Source organism: Martinezella dioscoreae, assembly GCF_009176305.1.
GTDB lineage: Bacteria > Pseudomonadota > Alphaproteobacteria > Rhizobiales > Rhizobiaceae > Rhizobium > Rhizobium dioscoreae.
Window position 1 is genome coordinate 1,244,915 of record NZ_BLAJ01000001.1, and the last position, 18,079, is coordinate 1,262,993.

Genomic DNA, 18,079 nt, shown 5'->3' on the forward strand with positions numbered 1-18,079 from the left:
AAACCTTTCTTTTGCCGGTTTTTTAGATGACACTTGAGGTAAGGCATATATACTGCTCGCGTGTGCCGTCCAATGGGACGCAGCGTCACCAACAAAATTGTATAAGTGAAAGGCACGCGCAGGAGTGATCCGAGGCGAAAAGGTAACATTCCGCAAAAAGGATCTCGTGTCGCTCGACCATCTGCCGTCCGCTCAGGTCGAAGATCCGTTGATCGTGCACGTGCCGGAGCGCCGTCGACGCAGGCGATCGCATGTTTGGCATGTCTGCCGCATAACGCTGGTTTTCTTTGCGTTTCTCGCCATCATTCTCGGTGCCGTCATCGCGACCATCGAAGGTGGTATCTTCGATGCGCCGCTGTCACAGAAAGCGCAGACGGCTCTCGATCAGGCCATCGGCCCGCGTTACAAGGCAGAGGTCGGCGCGACCGTGATCCGATTTACCTCCGACCTGCGCCTGGCACTGGAGGCACGCGACGTCAATGTCGTCGATCAGGAGAGCGGCAAGCATCTGTCGACGATGTCAGCCGTCAATATGGAGCTGGACCCCTTGGCCCTCATCGAGGGCAGGGTGGAAGTGGCAAGTGTAGCGGCAGAGGGGATCGCGCTCGATACCTCACTGCTGCCGCAAGGCGACCCGGTGGATTTGACCGCCTTGCGCGTCGATGCTTTACCCAAGGCCTTGAATGCGGCCTTCGACAATCTCGATTTTCTCGAACACTTCGTCCAGCGCGGCGGCACGAATTCCGTGCGCATTTCCGGCTTCTCGATGAAGCTGGCGCGACAGGAGGGGGATCCGATCTCCCTCGTCGTCGACAACCTCACATTTGAGCGGGCGGCACCGAATTCTTTGCATTTATATGGCCAAGTCGCGCTCAACGGGTCCGTGGCGCTTCTGGATGTGAGGGCGGATCAAAACGAGACCGGTCACAGCTCGTCGCTGACGGCGAGGATATCGAATCTCGATCTCAAGCCACTCACGATGACCTATGACCCGAACGGGACGCCGCGACAGGGTCTGATGACCTTCGGGGACATCACGCTTTCGGCCGTCAAGGGCGAGGCAGGCATCGATCCGAAGCTGAGCGCCACCATCAATGTCCAGCCCGGCGTCCTCTATATGGACCATGATATGCAGGAGTTGACGCAGGCCAATATCAACCTCGCCTACAACTTCGATCACCAGACTTTGGAGATTGCGCCGTCAAAAGCGCAGTTCCTTCGGACGATCGCGCCCTTTTCCGGCGCGGTCATCGATCTCGATCGTGTCGACGCCAGTGCAGGCAAGGGTTTCGGCATCGATTTCGTGATCAAGGACGGTGTTGCCGCTTCGTCTCTCTCGGGGGAAAAGCCTGTCAGCTTTGATGGCCGCGCCACAGGGCGGTTTTTTTCCGCAACGAAGGAATTCCAGTTCGACAATCTCGGCATATCGACGCCGCAAGGCGCCCTTTTCGGCTCTCTGCATATGAAACTCGGCGACAGCTCGCCGGAAATCAGTTTCGGCGGCCGGGCGGACAAACTCGACACAACTGTTGTCAAGCAGCTTTGGCCTTTCTGGATGGCTTCGAAACCCCGGGTCTGGGTCGAGGGCAATCTTTTCGGTGGCTCGGTGACCAATGCTGCCATATCGGTCTTCATTCCGGCCGGACGACTGCGAGAGGCATCGCAGACCGGCAAGCTGCAGCTTGGCAAAAACGAGCTGCATATCGCCTTCGACATAGATGGCGCACGGATGAACGTTCCCGGCGAAATTCCGCCGTTGCGCGATACCAAGGCCCATTTCGATCTGACCGGTCCGAATATGGTCGTCGATATCGCCACGGCCACGTCTTATTTCCCGACGGGCCGCACGATCACGCTGAGTGACAGCAGCTTCTCGATCCCGGCGACCTACGACAAGCCGCTGATGGCCGATCTTGATTTGACGATTTCAGGCTCCGGCGATGCGATCGGCGAACTTCTGACCTACAAACCTCTGGAGGTGCTGCAGCGGACCGAGTTCAAGCCGGAGGATTTCAACGGCAAGATCGTCGCCAAGGTCGATGCCAGGATAGGGCTCATCAAGGATCAGCAGCCGCCCCCGCCGGAGTGGCAGGCGAAGCTCAATCTCGACAATGTCGACCTGCTGAAGCCGATGAACAATCGCAAGATCGACAATCTGACCGGCGTGATCTCGGCCGATCCGCAATCCGTGCATCTGCAAGCCCAGGCCCAGATCGACAGTATTCCGGCCCAGATCGACATGGTGGAGCCGACCGACAGCAAATCGCCGGTCAAGCGCGCCCGCGTGATCACAGCAACGCTGACCGATGCGCAGCGCAACACCGTTCTACCCGGACTTCGGGATATAATTGATGGGCCCGTCAAAGTGGAGTTGACGCGCATCGACGACGACCGCCAGGGTGTCAAGGTCGATCTCGGCAAAGCGGCTCTGACCGTGCCGTGGGTGGGCTGGTCGAAGGGCAGCGGCATTGCGGCGACCGCGCAGTTCGAGGCTTCCGGTCCGGACAGCCAGACGACGCTCAAGAATTTCACGCTCAAGGGCGATGGGTTCGGCGCCAGCGGCGATCTTCTGATCAGCAAGGGGAGCCTTACCTCGGCAAGCTTCGACAGCGTGAAGCTCTCGGCGCTCGATGATTTTGCCCTCTCGCTGAAGCGGGGCAAGGGTGGGGGCTACGACGTGGCGATATCGGGCAGTTCCGCCGACATACGTCCGATCCTCGCGCGCCTGAAGGCGTCCACATCGGGCGGCCAGCAGAGTTCGGACGGAGACGCTTCGGCGAGCGCGACCGTTCGTGCCAATCTCGACAAGGTCATCGGCTTCAACGATGAGACCATCGGCAATGTCAAGGGCGTCTATTCGATCGCCGGCGGCAAGACGACGGCTGCGGACTTTTCCGGTGTGACCCGTAGCGGCGAAGCGCTCGTTACCCAGATGAGCAAAGGCGCCAACGGCGTCATCCGTATCACGAGCGGCGATGCCGGTGCCGTTGCGCGTTTCACCGATCTCTACAGGCATCTGCAAGGTGGATTGCTCAATCTGTCGCTGCGCTCGATCGGGCAGGATGATTGGGACGGTTCGCTCGACATCCGCAACTTCTCCATCATCGACGACAAGAAACTCTCGACCATCGTATCGACGCCGAGCGGAAAGAACGGCAAGAGCCTGAATTCGGCCGTGAAGCAGAATATCGATACGCGTTCGCAGAATTTCGAGCGCGGCTTTGCGCGGCTGGTGATGCGCGATGGAGTGCTCTCCGTCGAAAATGGCGTGGTGCGGGGCGTACAGGTCGGAGCGACGTTCCAGGGCGTGCTGAAGGACGCCGATGGCAAGATGGACATGACGGGGACCTTCATGCCCGCCTATGGCCTGAACCGGCTGTTCGCGGAAGTTCCGATCGTCGGCTTCATCCTGGGCAATGGCAGCGATCGCGGCCTGATCGGCATTACCTTCAGATTGACCGGTACGATCGAGAAATCGAACCTGCAGATCAATCCTCTCTCGATCATCGCGCCAGGTGTTTTCAGGCAGATATTTGAGTATTGAAGCGGCGCGAAGCTTAGGCTCCGCCTTTCGATAGCAGAGGCAGGGCAGATTATTTCTCTTCCGCCAGTCGCTCTCGTATGCGTTCCGGCCCGCCGTTCATGCGCCGTGCGAATGGTCGATCGGGGTCCACGATGCGCCAAAACGGAGCCGTGCCGTTTTGACTGATCTGCACCAAATGTCGCTGAACGGTGACAGGGCAGCAGGCATCGGCACCATATTGCCTGGCAAGCGCCTGTCTTACTCCCGCAATATCGGACAACCGACCCGGTGGCGCTGCCCAGAGGGCGCGGGCGAGCATCTGCTCGCTGGGAATCAACATGCTTTGCGTAAGGTTTCGGCCTTTGCGCCTCGTTTTGATCACCGGCAATTCATCCATAAGTCACCTCCGAGCATGCGATCTGGACTGAGGACGAATAGGCGGGCCGTAATCCGACATCGGGATGAAAAAATCATCCGGCCAGCGGTGATAATGTTCTGCATCTGCACCGGCACAAATGATAAAGCCGGCGCGAGGGCGCCGGCTCTCTTTGTTCTCTTTCTATTCAGACGCTCAAGCGGCCGGACGGATCAGGATGTGCTTCTTCTTGCCGAGAGAGAGCTTGATGACACCATCGGCTGTGACTTCGCCGGTACCAATCACCTTGCGCTCGTCGCTGATGGCCTGATCGTTGATGCGTACTGCGCCGCCCTGAACATGGCGGCGAGCTTCGCCATTCGAACCGGCAAGACCGGCGCGCACGATCAGAGCCAGCAGGCCGATGCCAGCTTCGAGTTCGGAGGAGGGAACATCGATCGACGGAAGGTTTTCGGACAGGCCACCTTCCTCGAAGGTCTTGCGTGCCGTTTCGGCTGCCTGTTCGGCTGCCGCGCGGCCGTGAAGGATCGCCGTGACTTCGGTCGCGAGGATCTTCTTGACCTCGTTGAGTTCGGAGCCTGCGATGGCTGAAAGCCGTGCGATTTCATCTATCGGCAACGTCGTGAACAGCTTGAGGAACCGCGGAACATCGGCATCCTCGGTGTTGCGCCAATACTGCCAGAAATCGTAGACCGGCAGCAGGTCGGCATTCAGCCAGACAGCGCCGGAAGCCGATTTGCCCATCTTGGCACCCGAAGAAGTGGTCAGCAGCGGCGAGGTCAGAGCAAAAAGCTGCTTCGTCCCCATGCGGTGACCGAGATCGATGCCGTTGACGATATTGCCCCACTGATCCGAGCCACCCATCTGCAGGCGGCAATCATAACGCTTGGCCAGTTCGACGAAGTCGTAGGCCTGCAGGATCATGTAGTTGAATTCGAGGAACGACAGCGACTGTTCGCGGTCAAGTCTCGTCTTCACGCTGTCGAAGGACAGCATGCGGTTGACCGAGAAATGACGGCCGACATCGCGCAGGAATTCAAGATAGTTCAGCGAGCGCAGCCATTCGGCATTGTTGATCATCAAGGCTGCGTTACTCGGCTTGTTGTAGTCGAGGTAGTTCGAGAAGCAGCGCTTGATCGAAGCGATATTGTCTTCGATCATGTCGATGGTCATCAATTTGCGGGCTTCCTCCTTGAAGGAGGGATCACCGACCATGCCGGTGCCGCCGCCCATCAAGGAGATCGGCCGATGGCCGGTCGCCTGCAGCCAGTGCAGCATCATGATCTGGGTGAGGTGGCCGACATGCAGGCTCGATGCCGTCGGATCATAGCCGATATAGGCCGTCACGGTTTCCTTGGCGAAGAGGTCGTCGAGGCCGGCTTCATCGGAAATCTGATGAATGAAGCCGCGCTCTTGCAGGGTTCGCAGGAAATCGGATTTGAACTCAGCCATGATCTTGGTCTCTCGATGCCGCAACTCTGGAAGGCGCGGCGAAGTCGCTATTGTTTGATGTCGCGGGGCGCGTTTATCACCGATTTACCGGCGCGTCACCATTTTGGTGGGGAGGACGACAAGTTTCGGCGCCAGCGGGATGTGTAAACGAGCGTTTCTGAACGTCAATAGATCGTAACATCGCCGCGAAGCCGCCGGGAATAAGTCGCGCATTCGCCCGAATCAAATCCTAATGATTTCCTGTTGATCCCGTACGCACCTCATGTTTCGTGAAAGAAACCGGTATGTCGCCTCTGCTTTCGAAGATGGGATTGTCATCCAAAAAGACGATCTGGGCTTTTTTTGCCATGATGTTGGTTTTGGCCGGTATCGCTGCTGCGAATCCGGCCGAAGCTCAAGGTTCCCCTGAAAAGAGAATAGCGCTTGTCGTGGGTAACGCCGCCTACACGGTGGGTGCGCTTCCGACGCCGGCCAATGATGCCGGCCTGATCGCGCAGACGCTGCAGGCTGCGGGCTTCGATGTGATCGGCGCGCGCGACCTCGACCAGAACGGGTTGCGCGACGCGATGCGCGACTTTCTGACGAAAGCCAACGCGTCAGGTCCCAATACCGTCGTCTTCGTCTATCTGGCGGGCTATGGTGTGCAATATCAGGGCGACAATTATTTCGTGCCTGTCGATGCACAGATCGCCAATGCCACGGATGTCCCCGTCCAGGCAGTCCGCGTGAGCGACTTCACCAAATCGCTGTCCGCCATTAACAATCGTGGCAGCATCGTCGTGCTGGATGGGGCGAGGGCCAATCCGTTTGTGCAGTCCAATCAGCCGCTGGCCGGCGGTCTGGCGCTGGTCGATCCCGACGTCAACCAGCTGATTGCCTTCAATGCGGCGCCTGGCACGGTCGCACCGCAGGAGGCCGGTCCGTATGGTTCCTATGCGCATGCGCTGGCGGAGATGATCCGTGTTGGCGGCCTTTCGCTTGATGACGTCTTCGATCGCACACGGTTGCGGGTCGGCGACTTGACCAAGGGCGCCGAGATTTCCTGGGACGCCTCCAAGTTCAAGAACGCCTTTACTTTCTTCGATCGCGGTCCGAATGCACCGGCTGCTGTGGTGTCGAGCACCGAGGATGTGGCAAACCGGACGAAGCCCATTCGCGATTTCGACGAGCGTGATGCCTATTTCGCCGCGCTCGATCGCGACACGCTGCAGGGCTATGAGGATTTTCTGGCCGCCTATCCGAACGACTCCATGGCAAGGCGTGTCCGAGCCATTGTCGCCGCCCGCCGCGAGGCTATCACCTGGCGCGAGACCTGGATTGCCGATACGCCTGAGGCCTATTGGTCTTATCTGAGGCGTTATCCGCGCGGTCCCCATGTGTGGGATGCCCGCCGCCGTCTCGAGCATTTCGAGGCAGCCCTTGAGCCGCCGCCATCCTTCACCGTCATCGAGTATGATGTGCCGCCACCGCCACCGCCGGAAGTGGTCTATGTCGACCGTCCCGTGCTTTATTTTGATGATGCCGATTTCGGTTATGCCCCGCCGCCGCCCGTCGTTTTCCTTGCGCCACCGCCGCCGGATTTCGTCGTGCTGCCGCCGCCGCCGCCCGCGGTCGATCTCTACGTGTTGCCGGCGCCGGTCTTCGTTCCGGTCCCTGCATGGGTCGAGCCGCCACGCGATATCGCGCCGCCGGAAAACAACATCATCTTCAACAACATCCACAATACGGTCGTGAACAATACGACGGTCATCAACAACAATACCACCGTTAACGAGAATGGTGCGGCACCTGCCACATCGGGGCTGACGACGGGACAGAAACTCGCCGGTGCGGCTGTCATCGCCGGAGCAGGGGCTGCAGCACTGCATGTTGCTTTGCCGCCATCGGTACAGAAGAAGGCGGCAGTTCTGCAAAAGCAGAATCCTGCCGCGGCTGCCAAGACGGTGCCTGGAGCCGCTCCGGCGGTCACGCCTTCAGCCCAGCCACAAGGCGGAAATGCTGCTGCCCATGTGCTTCCCGGCGCCAATGGCCAGCCCCTGCCGGCTGGTGGCAAGCTGCCTGTCAATCCGGGAGCCGCTCAGACGAAGCCGGGGCAATCGCCACAAGCTACGCCGAATGCGGTGCATAATCCGGCTGTTGCGACTCAACCTGCCCAGCAAGGCACAAATGCCAATGCGCACGCGCTTCCCGGCGCGAATGGTCAGCCTTTGCCAGCCACGGGCAAGCCAGCCAACCCTGGCGCGGCTCAGACGAAACAGGCTCAACAGCCTCAGACCACGCCGAACGCCAAAGCCCATGCGCTTCCCGGCGCGAAGGGACAACCGCTGCCGGCGGTTGGCAATGCACCTACCGTGAAGGGGCAAAACCAGATTGCCAAGACCCCGGCACCCCAAGCAGCGCCGAGCGGCAAACCAAATCCGGTTGCCGCTGTACCGAAGCCCAATGCGCATGCCCCAGCAGCGCCGGCCGTCGCCGCCAGAACGCCGGCGAAGCCCAAGGCGGTCCCCAGCAACCAAGCTCGGGTCAACAGTCAGCCTCATGTCGCTGCCGCCCCGCCCCGGCAAGCCAATCCGGCTCCTGCACAGCCCAAACCCGCGCCCCATGTGGTGGCACAGGCACCCAAGCCACAGGCTCAACCGAAGCCGCAACCGCAGCCGAAGGTCGTGCAGCAGCAGGTGAAGAGACCACCTCCGCCTCCGCCGCAGAAGCCTCCGGAAAAGAAGAAGTGCGGCGCACCCGGCCTGCCGGCATGTCACTGACCGATAATACCAAGCGGTAATCTGGAGGCCCGCTTCGGCAGGCCTTCGCATTCAATATCGTCGCTTGATCGGCTTGTTGAAATCAGGCCGAGCGGTTAGCACTGAGCCGCCGGTTGTCAATCGACGCTGGCATGCACGTTATGGCAGGCTGCAGATCCATCACGAAAACAGGCAGGCAGATGAGTGACACCATCATACTCGAAACCCCGCGCCTCGTTCTGACGATGTGGGACAAGGGGGATGCCGAAGTGATTCGGCAATTGCATTCGACCATCGAGACCACGCGCTATCTCTCGGGTGCGGCGCCTTGGACGCTGGAAAAGGCCGAGGAACGGCTGAAAAGCTGGTTCGATGAACAAGCGCGAGATAGATGGCACGACCAAATACAAGATGCTGCGGCGTGAAGACGGCCGCTTTATTGGCCGCGCCGGCTTTTCGCGCTTCCAGGAGAGAGGGCGAGGCGAGTTCGAACTCGGCTATTCGCTTCGGCAGGACGCGTGGGGCAATGGCTATGCCACCGAAATCGCCGGCGCACTCGCGCAGTGGTTTTTCCGCCGCGGCTTTGCCGATCGGTTCATCGCATTCACACATCCCGAAAACGTTGCTTCGCAGCGAGTTCTCCAGAAAATCGGCATGCAGTACGAAGCGCCGATCGTTGTCAGCGGCACTCCAGGCCTTTGTTTCAGGATGTCACACTAGGAGCAGTTCCGGCAAAAAATGCGCGGCGGATTTTCGACCGGAATGCGTAAAAGAGCGAAATTGAGCGCTTCCGTGTTTCAAAAAACGCGGAAACGCTCTGAGAGGGGCTTCTTAGCGGATGCGCTTGGCGGCCGGTTCCGGCACCAGTTCGCCATTCAGGCGACGATCGAGATAGTCCTCGCATTCGCCGAGCAGCGTTTCGACCTGGCCGTTGAAGAAGTGGTTGGCGCCCGGCACGACCTTGTGCGTGATCAGGATGCCCTTCTGTGTCTTCAGCTTCTCGACGAGGCCGTTGACGTCCTTTTCCGGGGCAACCTTGTCCGCATCGCCGTTGATGATCAGGCCGGACGACGGGCAGGGTGCGAGGAAGGAGAAATCGTAGATATTCGGCTGCGGCGCGATCGACATGAAACCTTCTATCTCGGGGCGACGCATCAGCAACTGCATGCCGATCCACGCACCGAATGAGTAACCGGCAACCCAACAGCTCTTCGAATCGGGATGGAGGCTCTGTACCCAGTCGAGTGCAGAGGCAGCATCGGAAAGCTCGCCGGCGCCGTGGTCAAATTCGCCCTGGCTGCGGCCGATGCCGCGGAAATTGAAGCGGAGCGTGGTGAAGCCGCGCTTCTGGAACATATAGAAGAGCTGGTAGACCACCTGATTGTTCATCGTGCCGCCGAACTGCGGATGGGGATGAAGGATAATCGCGATCGGGGCGCTCTTTTCCTTGGAGGGCTGATAGCGGCCTTCAAGGCGACCAGCGGGGCCGTTGAAAATTACTTCGGGCATCGATACTCCGGCTCTTCTTTTTCTGCGTTCAAACCTTACGGCACGCAGCAAGTTGACTTGACGAATGCGCTCATCTTTTCTAGAACGCAGTTTAGAACAATTCGAAACTTGATGCGGTGGTCCGCGCGTTGTTTGCGCAACGGTTTGTGGAACGTGTCATAAGGCATGCCCGGCTGAAATTTCAAGGAAAATGAACCGGGCGCAGCAAAGCGAAGTCGCGCAGGAAGAAGATTATGGCGGCAACACGCCTCTATCTCGACTGGAATGCTACCGCACCGCTCCATCCGGCGGCGCGCGATGCGATGTTGCGTGCGATGGATATTCAAGGCAACCCCAATTCCGTTCACGGTGAAGGTAGGGCAGCTCGTGCAGCTGTCGAGACTGCACGTCGCCAGGTTGCAAGATTGACCGGCGCCGAATCCGCCCATGTCGTTTTTACGAGCGGCGCCACCGAGGCGGCCAATATGGTGCTGACGCCGGAATTCCGCATGGGGCGCACGCCGCTTCTCGTCAGCCATCTCTATATATCGGCCGTCGAGCATCCGGCCGTGCGCGAAGGTGGGCGATTTGCCAGGGATAATGTCAGCGAAATACCGGTAACGTCGGACGGTACGGTCGATCTTTTCGCGCTGGAGGCCATGCTCGCTGCCCACGACAAGGCCAGCGGCTTGCCGATGGTTGCCATCATGATCGCGAATAACGAGACCGGGATTCTCCAGCCTGTCGGCGAAGCGGCCAAGCTCGTTCAGGCCGCGGGCGGCCTCTTCGTGGTGGATGCTGTCCAGGCAGCCGGCCGGGTGCCGCTCGATATCAATGCGATCGGCGCGGATTTCCTGATCGTCTCCTCGCACAAGATCGGCGGCCCCAAGGGTGCCGGCGCGCTCGTCTCTCGCGGCGAGGTGCTGATGCCGAAGCCGTTGATCCATGGCGGCGGACAGGAAAAGGGCCATCGCTCGGGTACGGAAAACACGCTTGCCATCATCGGCTTCGGTGCCGCTGCCGAGGCTGCTGCTGCAGACTTCGAGGTTCGCAATGCCGCGATCGGTTCCTTGCGCAACCGGCTGGAAGCGGGCATGGAACTGGCGGCACCCGATGTCATCATTCATGGCAAAGGCGGTGCGCGCGTTCCGAACACCAGCTTCTTCACACTGCCCGGACTGAAATCCGAAACCGGCCAGATCGCCTTCGACCTCGAAGGTGTGGCGATTTCTGCCGGGTCCGCTTGTTCGTCCGGCAAGGTCGGAGAGAGCCATGTGCTCGTGGCGATGGGATGCGATCCCAGGCTCGGCGCGCTCCGTATTTCGCTGGGTCCGACCACGACCGAAGCGGATATCGATCGCGCTATCGCCGCGTTTGCCCGCATCGCGGGAAGGCGGAAGCTGGCGGGTGCGGCGGCCTAACGGCCACAATTTTGCGGAAACCGAAATTTCCGCTTGCCAAGCGGGGTGAAAAGTCCCTTTTGGCCGACTACATAGAGGGCAGACATAAGTCTGCCGCAACGTTGACAAGCTGCCGGACCTTGGATCCGGCGAGATTGGAGAACGAAATGCCTGCAGTCCAGGAAACGGTCGATCAGGTTCGCCAGATCGACGTGGACCAGTATAAGTATGGTTTCGAGACCACGATCGAGGTGGAAAAGGCTCCCAAGGGTCTTTCCGAGGATATTATCCGCTTCATCTCCGCCAAGAAGCAGGAGCCGGATTGGATGCTCGAATGGCGCCTCGAGGCTTATCGCCGCTGGTTGACGCTTGAAGAACCCAAATGGGCGCGCGTCGACTACCCGAAGATCGACTTCAACGACATTCATTATTATGCCGCCCCGAAGAAATTCGCCGGTCCGAAGTCGCTCGATGATGTCGACCCGGAACTGTTGAAGACCTATGAGAAGCTCGGCATTCCGCTGCGCGAGCAGGAGATCCTTGCCGGCGTGGAGAAGTCGAAGATTGCCGTTGACGCGGTGTTCGATTCCGTCTCGGTCGTCACCACCTTCAAGGAAGAGCTGAAGAAGGCCGGCGTGATCTTCATGTCGATTTCGGAAGCTATCCGAGAGCATCCGGATCTGGTGCGCAAGTACCTTGGCTCCGTCGTGCCGACCTCGGACAATTTCTATGCGACGTTGAATTCCGCGGTCTTTACTGACGGCTCGTTCGTCTTCGTGCCGAAGGGCGTTCGTTGCCCGATGGAACTGTCGACCTACTTCCGCATCAACGAGAAGAACACCGGCCAGTTCGAGCGCACGCTGATCATCGCCGAAGAGGGAGCCTATGTCTCCTATCTCGAAGGCTGCACGGCGCCGCAGCGCGATGAAAACCAGCTGCACGCTGCCGTCGTCGAACTGGTTGCGCTCGATGACGCTGAAATCAAATATTCGACGGTGCAGAACTGGTATCCGGGCGACAAGCACGGCAAGGGCGGCATCTACAATTTCGTCACCAAGCGTGGAGATTGCCGCGGCCATCGCTCCAAGATCTCCTGGACGCAGGTCGAAACCGGCTCCGCGATCACCTGGAAATATCCGTCCTGCATCCTGCGCGGCGACGACAGCCGTGGCGAGTTCTATTCGATCGCTGTTTCGAACGGCCATCAGCAGGTCGACAGCGGCACCAAGATGATCCATCTCGGCAAGAACACGTCGAGCCGCATCATCTCGAAGGGTATTGCCGCCGGCGTCTCGCAGAACACCTATCGCGGCCAGGTCTCGGCGCATCGCCGCGCGACCAATGCCCGCAACTTCACGCAGTGCGACTCGCTGCTGATCGGCGACAAGTGCGGCGCGCACACTGTGCCCTACATCGAGGCGAAGAACTCGTCCGCGCAGTTCGAACATGAAGCCACAACCTCGAAGATTTCCGAAGATCAGCTGTTCTACTGCCTGCAGCGCGGCATTCCCGAGGAAGCGGCGATCGCACTGATCGTCAACGGCTTCGTCAAGGAAGTGCTGCAGGAGCTGCCGATGGAATTCGCCGTCGAAGCGCAGAAGCTGATCGGCATTTCGCTTGAGGGCAGCGTCGGCTGACGTCTACGAACCAGAATTAGCTTTGGCGCGCTGCGCGCCGCACCTTCATTCCTGCGATAGGATACTCAAATGCTTGAAATCAAGAACCTGCACGCCCGTATCGCCGAAGACGGCACCGAGATCATCCGTGGCCTGAACCTGACCGTGAAGGCCGGTGAAGTTGCCGCCATCATGGGCCCGAACGGCTCCGGCAAGTCGACTCTCTCCTATATCCTCGCCGGCCGTGAGGACTATGAAGTCACCGAGGGTGACATCCTTTATAACGGCGAGAGCATTCTGGAACTCGACGCCGCCGAGCGTGCCGCCAAGGGCATCTTCCTGGCATTCCAGTATCCGGTCGAAATTCCCGGCGTTGCCACCATGCAGTTCCTCAAGGTTGCCCTGAACGAACAGCGCAAGGCACGCGGCGAAGACGAGCTGACGACGCCGGATTTCCTGCGCCGCGTCAAGGATGCTGCCGCCAAGCTGCAGATCAACATGGACATGCTGAAGCGGCCGCTGAACGTCGGCTTTTCCGGCGGTGAAAAGAAGCGCGCCGAAATCCTGCAGATGGCGCTCTTGGAGCCGCAGCTTTGCGTGCTCGACGAAACCGATTCCGGCCTCGACATCGACGCACTGAAGATCGTCGCCGACGGCGTCAATGCACTGCGCTCTCCCGACCGCGCCGTGATCGTCATCACCCACTACCAGCGCCTGCTCGACTATATCGTTCCGGACACCGTTCACGTCCTCTACAAGGGCCAGGTGATCAAGTCCGGCGACAAGACGCTGGCGCATGAGCTGGAAGCCAACGGCTACGCCGACATCATCGGAGCTGCAGCCTGATCGAGGCGGAAAGGACACGTCGATGAACATTCAGACGACGAACCGCCTCACCGCCGCGGAGACGGCGCTGATCGAGGCGTATAACGACCAGATGGGCGATCTGCCTGGCGATGGCGAAGTTTTCGCCGTTCGCGATCGCCTTCTGGACGAGCTGAAGACCGCCGGTCTGCCGACGCGCCGGATCGAGGCATGGCACTATACCGATTTCAAGAACCTGCTGCGCCTGGTTCCGAGCGATATCGGCAAGGGCCTCGTCGAGGCGCTGCCGCCGACGGTCGAAGGATCGCCTGTCATTGCCGTCCTTCAGGGCAAGGCAAGCGAGAAGGCATCGGTCAAGAACCTGACCGTTGCGCGCTACGCCGATAGCCTGATCAACGGCACGGCTGCTGCCGGTCTCGAAGCGCTCGGCAGGGATGACGCTATCGGGCGTATTAATGCGAGCTTCGTGCGCGATGGCTATGTCATCGATTTCCCCGATGGCGCAGAACTCGATGCGCCGCTCGAAGTGCAGTTCATCCATGCCGGCGGCCAGATCCACAGCCGTCTGCCGGTTACTTTCGGTGCTGACGTCAAGGCGACCTTTATCGAGCGTCATCAGGCGGTCGAAGGCGCTGCCGCGCTAGTTTCCTCGGTCAGCGAAGTCAAGATCGGCAAGGGATCTGAGATCACCTGGATCATCCTGCAGGAGCAGGGTAGCGAAGATACCCATCTTGGCCAGCTCCGCATCGAACTCGGAGAAGATGCCAAGCTGAAGCTGTTTGTCATCAACGCTGGCGGCAAGCTGGTGCGTCAGGAACTGTATATCAAGGTCGTGGGCGAGGGCGCCGATCTGACGCTGCGCGGCATCAACCTGCTCGGCGGCGATACGCATACCGATGTAACGATGGTGCTCGGCCATGACGTTCCGAACACAGGTTCCACAGAAGTTATCCGCAACGTCGTGTTCGACCGCGCTCGTGGCGTCTTTCAGGGTATGATCCGGGTCGCACCGGATGCGCAGAAGACCGACGCCAAGATGGCCTGCAACACGCTGCTGATGTCCGACGACGCCGAGTTCTCGGTGAAACCGGAGCTTGAAATCTTCGCCGATGACGTACAGTGCGGCCATGGTGCCACTGTTGCCGATATCGACGGCAACCATCTCTATTACCTGATGGCGCGCGGCATCCCGGAGAAGAAGGCACGGGCCATGCTGGTCAACGCCTTCGTGGCCGAGATCGTCGAAGAACTGGAAGACGAAGCCCTGGTCGAGGCGCTGGAAGGCGTTATCTCCGGCTGGCTGGAAAAGCACGCCTGATTGGAGGCAAAGCTCGTGGACAAGATCGTGCCGGCAACGGCCTATGACGTCGAAGCCATTCGCCGGGATTTCCCGATCCTGACGAAGACGGTGCATGGCAAGCCGCTCGTCTATCTCGACAACGGTGCTTCCGCGCAGAAGCCGCAGGTCGTCATCGATGCCATCTCGCACGCCTATTCCAGCGAATATGCGAATGTGCATCGCGGCCTGCACTTCCTGTCCAATGCCGCCACGGAAGCCTATGAAGCGGCTCGCGAAAAGGTGCGCCGCTTCCTGAATGCGCCATCGGTCGATGACATCGTCTTCACCAAGAACTCGACGGAGGCGATCAACACGGTCGCTTACGGCTGGGGCATGCCCAAGATCGGTGAGGGCGACGAGATCGTCGTTTCCATCATGGAGCATCACTCCAATATCGTCCCCTGGCATTTCATTCGCGAGCGCCAGGGCGCCAAACTCGTTTGGGTGCCTGTCGATGACGAGGGCGCGTTCCATGTCGAGGATTTCGAAAAGAGCCTCACGGAGCGCACGAAGCTCGTCGCCATCACCCATATGTCGAATGCGCTCGGAACCGTCGTTCCGGTGAAGGAAGTGTGCCGCATCGCGCATGAGCGCGGCATTCCGGTTCTCATCGACGGCTCGCAGGGTGCTGTGCATATGCCTGTCGACGTGCAGGATATCGATTGCGACTGGTATGTCATGACCGGTCACAAGCTTTACGGTCCCTCGGGCATCGGCGTTCTCTACGGCAAGAAGGAGCGGCTCGCCGAGATGCAGCCGTTCCAGGGCGGCGGCGAGATGATTTTCGATGTCACCGAGGAAAACGTCACCTACAACGATCCGCCGCATCGTTTCGAAGCGGGAACGCCGCCGATCGTGCAGGCGATCGGCCTTGGCTATGCGCTCGACTATATGGACAGCATCGGCCGGGAAGCGATTGCGCGCCACGAAGCCGATCTTGCCGCCTATGCGGCGGAAAGGCTGCGCGATATCAATTCGCTGCGTGTCATCGGTACGGCGCCGGGCAAGGGCGGCATCTTCTCCTTCGAGCTGGCGGGAATCCATTCGCACGACGTCTCGATGGTGATCGACCGGCAGGGTGTTGCCGTTCGTGCCGGCACGCATTGCGCCCAGCCGCTCTTGAAACGCTTCGGCGTCACCTCCACATGCCGTGCATCGTTCGGCATGTACAATACGTGCGCCGAGGTGGACGCCTTGGCCGATGCACTGGAATATGCACGGAAATTCTTTGCCTGAGGAGGCAAGCGATGTCACTCGACGAAAGCGAACAGAAGATCGACGCACGCGAAGGGATCGTGCATTCCAGCATTCCCGCAGATGAGCTGGCGCGCCTCAGCGACGATATCATCTCTGCGCTGAAAACGGTCTACGATCCTGAAATTCCCGCCGATATCTTCGAGCTTGGTCTGGTCTACAAGATCGACATCGAAGACGATCGCATGGTGAAGATCGTCATGACGCTGACGGCGCCTGGTTGTCCGGTTGCCGGTGAAATGCCGGGCTGGGTGGAAAATGCCGTCGGCGCCGTTGAGGGCGTTTCCGGCGTCGACGTCTCGATGACGTTCGATCCCCCTTGGACGCCGGATCGCATGTCCGAAGAAGCGCAGGTTGCTGTGGGCTGGTATTGAAGCTTTAAGCCGCCGGCTTTACATTAAGACTCGAAGCACCGGATCTTGACCCCGGATGTGGAAGGAGAATGAGCCCATGGGCTTTGCAGTCATGAGCATGACGGATGCGGCAGCAGCTCGCGTCAAGGCGATCGTCGAGAATTCCGGCCCTGATGCCAAGGGCGTTCGCGTCGGCATCAAAAAGGGCGGCTGCGCCGGCATGGAATATACTATCGACCTAGTAACCGAGCCGAACGCGAAGGACGATCTGATCGAGCGCGATGGCGCCAAGGTCTGGGTCGAGCCGTCGGCCGTGCTTTATCTGCTCGGTACGGAAATGGGCTTCGAGACGACAACATTGCGCTCAGGCTTCATTTTCACCAATCCGAACCAGACGTCGGCTTGCGGCTGCGGCGAGTCCGTCGAATTGAAGCCCGCCGATCTTGCGGCCCTTGCTGCTCAGCGACAGGCCGCGCAACCCGCTTAAAGCGCATCTCACCACATTTCGCCTCGCTGCGTTTCATGCTTTGATCGACGGAGGCCGAAGGTTTTTCCGTTGCCCCTTGGCTGACCGGCTGAGCCCGATAAAGTCGACATGGCGTGCGAGGGGGAACATATGGTGGCTGCGGCATGGGTTTACACATTGATCCCGGCAGGCGCTGCGATCGCGGGCGCCACGGTTGCCGTGAATACGCGGCCAGGCCCCAATCTTGTCAGCGCTATCCAGCACTTTGCCGCCGGCGTGGTGTTTGCGGCCGCCGCCGGCGAAATTCTGCCTGATGTCATGCATCGCGGCTATCCCTTTGCAACAGTCATTGGCGGCGCGATTGGTGTCGGCGTAATGCTGCTGGTCAAGCAGTTGGAAAACTGGGCCAAAGGACCGGTCGGCCTTCTGGCCGCCATCGGCATCGACATCCTGATCGATGGCCTCGTGCTTGGCATTGGGTTTGCCGCCGGCCCGAAAGTTGGCTTGCTGCTGACGATTGCCCTGACGATCGAGGTACTATTTCTTGGCTTGACGGTTGCGAACGAGCTTGGCGAGAGCGTCCGCTCCCGCGCGAGGATCGTCGCGGTCACGGCGGCGCTTGCACTCCTTCTGCCAATCGGCGCTTTGCTGGGGACGCCAATCGCTTTGTTGCCCAACCCAATCCTGACCGGATTCTTTGCGTTCGGTTTGATCGCACTTCTCTATCTCGTCACCGAAGAGCTTTTGGTCGAAGCTCACGAAAGACCTGACCGTCCTTGGGTCACGGCCATGTTCTTTGCGGGCTTTCAGGTCCTGCTTCTGCTCGAAGAAGCGATCGGCTAGCGACGCTCGGCCTAGAATTGGCAATCTTTGGTAAGCGCCGGAACCGGCGTCAACTTGAGGCCGAGTGCCCTGACAACCTTCAGGATCGTCGCGAATTCCGGATTTCCGTCTCCGCTCAGCGCGCGGTAGAGGGCCGAGCGGTTCATGCCGACATCCTTGGCCAGCTTGCTCATGTTGCGCGTGCGGGCGACTTCGCCCAAAGCCTTGGCGATCGAAGCAGGATCGTCCGTGGCGAATGCGGCGGCGATGTAGTTGTCGGGATTGTCCACGTCGAATCGTTCCGGCATAAATCTGAATTCCAAGGCCCCACTGTGGCGTCATCAAAAACGCCGCGCATCCTTTCGGACACGCGGCGTTTTCATAGACAAGTTTCACGATAGATTTATGTCTGTTTCAAGCGAAGCGA

The 18,079-nt window shown here is 59.7% G+C and carries 14 protein-coding genes and 1 pseudogene; 11 read left to right on the forward strand and 4 right to left on the reverse strand.

Annotated features, from left to right (window positions below; translation table 11 throughout):
- Positions 1 to 124: 124 nt before the first annotated feature.
- Positions 125 to 3,544: a YhdP family protein gene (locus tag GDN47_RS06010; protein WP_113355564.1), complete on the forward strand. Its 3,420-nt coding sequence runs from the start codon at positions 125 to 127 to the stop codon at positions 3,542 to 3,544.
- Positions 3,545 to 3,593: 49 nt separating this feature from the next.
- Here the strand turns inward: GDN47_RS06010 and GDN47_RS06015 are convergent, their stop codons facing one another.
- Entirely contained in the window at positions 3,594 to 3,920 is a 327-nt protein-coding gene (locus tag GDN47_RS06015) for a hypothetical protein (protein ID WP_113332561.1), read from the reverse strand.
- 174 nt (positions 3,921 to 4,094) lie between these two features.
- Positions 4,095 to 5,351: a tyrosine--tRNA ligase gene (tyrS, locus tag GDN47_RS06020; protein WP_152092793.1), complete on the reverse strand. Its 1,257-nt coding sequence runs from the start codon at positions 5,349 to 5,351 to the stop codon at positions 4,095 to 4,097.
- A gap of 284 nt (positions 5,352 to 5,635) precedes the next feature.
- Here tyrS and GDN47_RS06025 point away from each other — a divergent pair, with 284 nt between their 5' ends.
- Positions 5,636 to 8,110 carry a caspase family protein gene (locus GDN47_RS06025; protein ID WP_152092794.1) on the forward strand — a complete coding sequence of 825 codons (2,475 nt, stop codon included), beginning with the start codon at positions 5,636 to 5,638 and terminating at the stop codon, positions 8,108 to 8,110.
- A 179-nt stretch (positions 8,111 to 8,289) separates the two neighbouring features.
- A pseudogene (locus GDN47_RS06030) lies at positions 8,290 to 8,809 on the forward strand (GNAT family N-acetyltransferase).
- 111 nt (positions 8,810 to 8,920) lie between these two features.
- On the opposite strand, the gene GDN47_RS06035 reads toward GDN47_RS06030, so the two are convergent.
- Positions 8,921 to 9,598, reverse strand: a complete 678-nt coding sequence (locus tag GDN47_RS06035) for an alpha/beta hydrolase (RefSeq protein ID WP_004108794.1) — start codon at positions 9,596 to 9,598, stop codon at positions 8,921 to 8,923.
- A 233-nt stretch (positions 9,599 to 9,831) separates the two neighbouring features.
- On the opposite strand from GDN47_RS06035, the gene GDN47_RS06040 reads away from it, so the two are divergent.
- The 8 genes from GDN47_RS06040 (at position 9,832) to GDN47_RS06075 (ending at position 17,673) form a co-directional block, all read left to right on the forward strand.
- The gene (locus tag GDN47_RS06040; protein WP_152092795.1) at positions 9,832 to 10,998 is read left to right on the forward strand and encodes a cysteine desulfurase family protein; all 1,167 of its coding nucleotides are present in this window, start codon (positions 9,832 to 9,834) and stop codon (positions 10,996 to 10,998) included.
- A gap of 146 nt (positions 10,999 to 11,144) precedes the next feature.
- Complete coding sequence (sufB, locus tag GDN47_RS06045) at positions 11,145 to 12,614, forward strand: Fe-S cluster assembly protein SufB (protein WP_152092796.1); 1,470 nt, start codon at positions 11,145 to 11,147, stop codon at positions 12,612 to 12,614.
- Positions 12,615 to 12,683: 69 nt separating this feature from the next.
- The gene (gene sufC, locus GDN47_RS06050) at positions 12,684 to 13,439 is read left to right on the forward strand and encodes a Fe-S cluster assembly ATPase SufC (protein ID WP_092716448.1); all 756 of its coding nucleotides are present in this window, start codon (positions 12,684 to 12,686) and stop codon (positions 13,437 to 13,439) included.
- 22 nt (positions 13,440 to 13,461) lie between these two features.
- On the forward strand, positions 13,462 to 14,736 hold the full coding sequence (sufD, locus tag GDN47_RS06055) for a Fe-S cluster assembly protein SufD (protein ID WP_152092797.1): 1,275 nt from the start codon (positions 13,462 to 13,464) through the stop codon (positions 14,734 to 14,736).
- A 15-nt stretch (positions 14,737 to 14,751) separates the two neighbouring features.
- Positions 14,752 to 15,993, forward strand: a complete 1,242-nt coding sequence (locus GDN47_RS06060; RefSeq protein WP_113332611.1) for a cysteine desulfurase — start codon at positions 14,752 to 14,754, stop codon at positions 15,991 to 15,993.
- Positions 15,994 to 16,004: 11 nt separating this feature from the next.
- Positions 16,005 to 16,385, forward strand: a complete 381-nt coding sequence (locus GDN47_RS06065) for an SUF system Fe-S cluster assembly protein (RefSeq protein WP_069612273.1) — start codon at positions 16,005 to 16,007, stop codon at positions 16,383 to 16,385.
- 76 nt (positions 16,386 to 16,461) lie between these two features.
- Positions 16,462 to 16,851, forward strand: coding sequence for a Fe-S cluster assembly scaffold SufA (gene sufA / locus GDN47_RS06070; RefSeq protein ID WP_113332554.1), 390 nt, complete (start codon positions 16,462 to 16,464; stop codon positions 16,849 to 16,851).
- A 129-nt stretch (positions 16,852 to 16,980) separates the two neighbouring features.
- Positions 16,981 to 17,673: a ZIP family metal transporter gene (locus GDN47_RS06075; RefSeq protein ID WP_152092798.1), complete on the forward strand. Its 693-nt coding sequence runs from the start codon at positions 16,981 to 16,983 to the stop codon at positions 17,671 to 17,673.
- Positions 17,674 to 17,684: 11 nt separating this feature from the next.
- Here the strand turns inward: GDN47_RS06075 and GDN47_RS06080 are convergent, their stop codons facing one another.
- Positions 17,685 to 17,960, reverse strand: coding sequence for an addiction module antidote protein (locus GDN47_RS06080; RefSeq protein ID WP_145317296.1), 276 nt, complete (start codon positions 17,958 to 17,960; stop codon positions 17,685 to 17,687).
- Positions 17,961 to 18,079 lie beyond the last annotated feature (119 nt).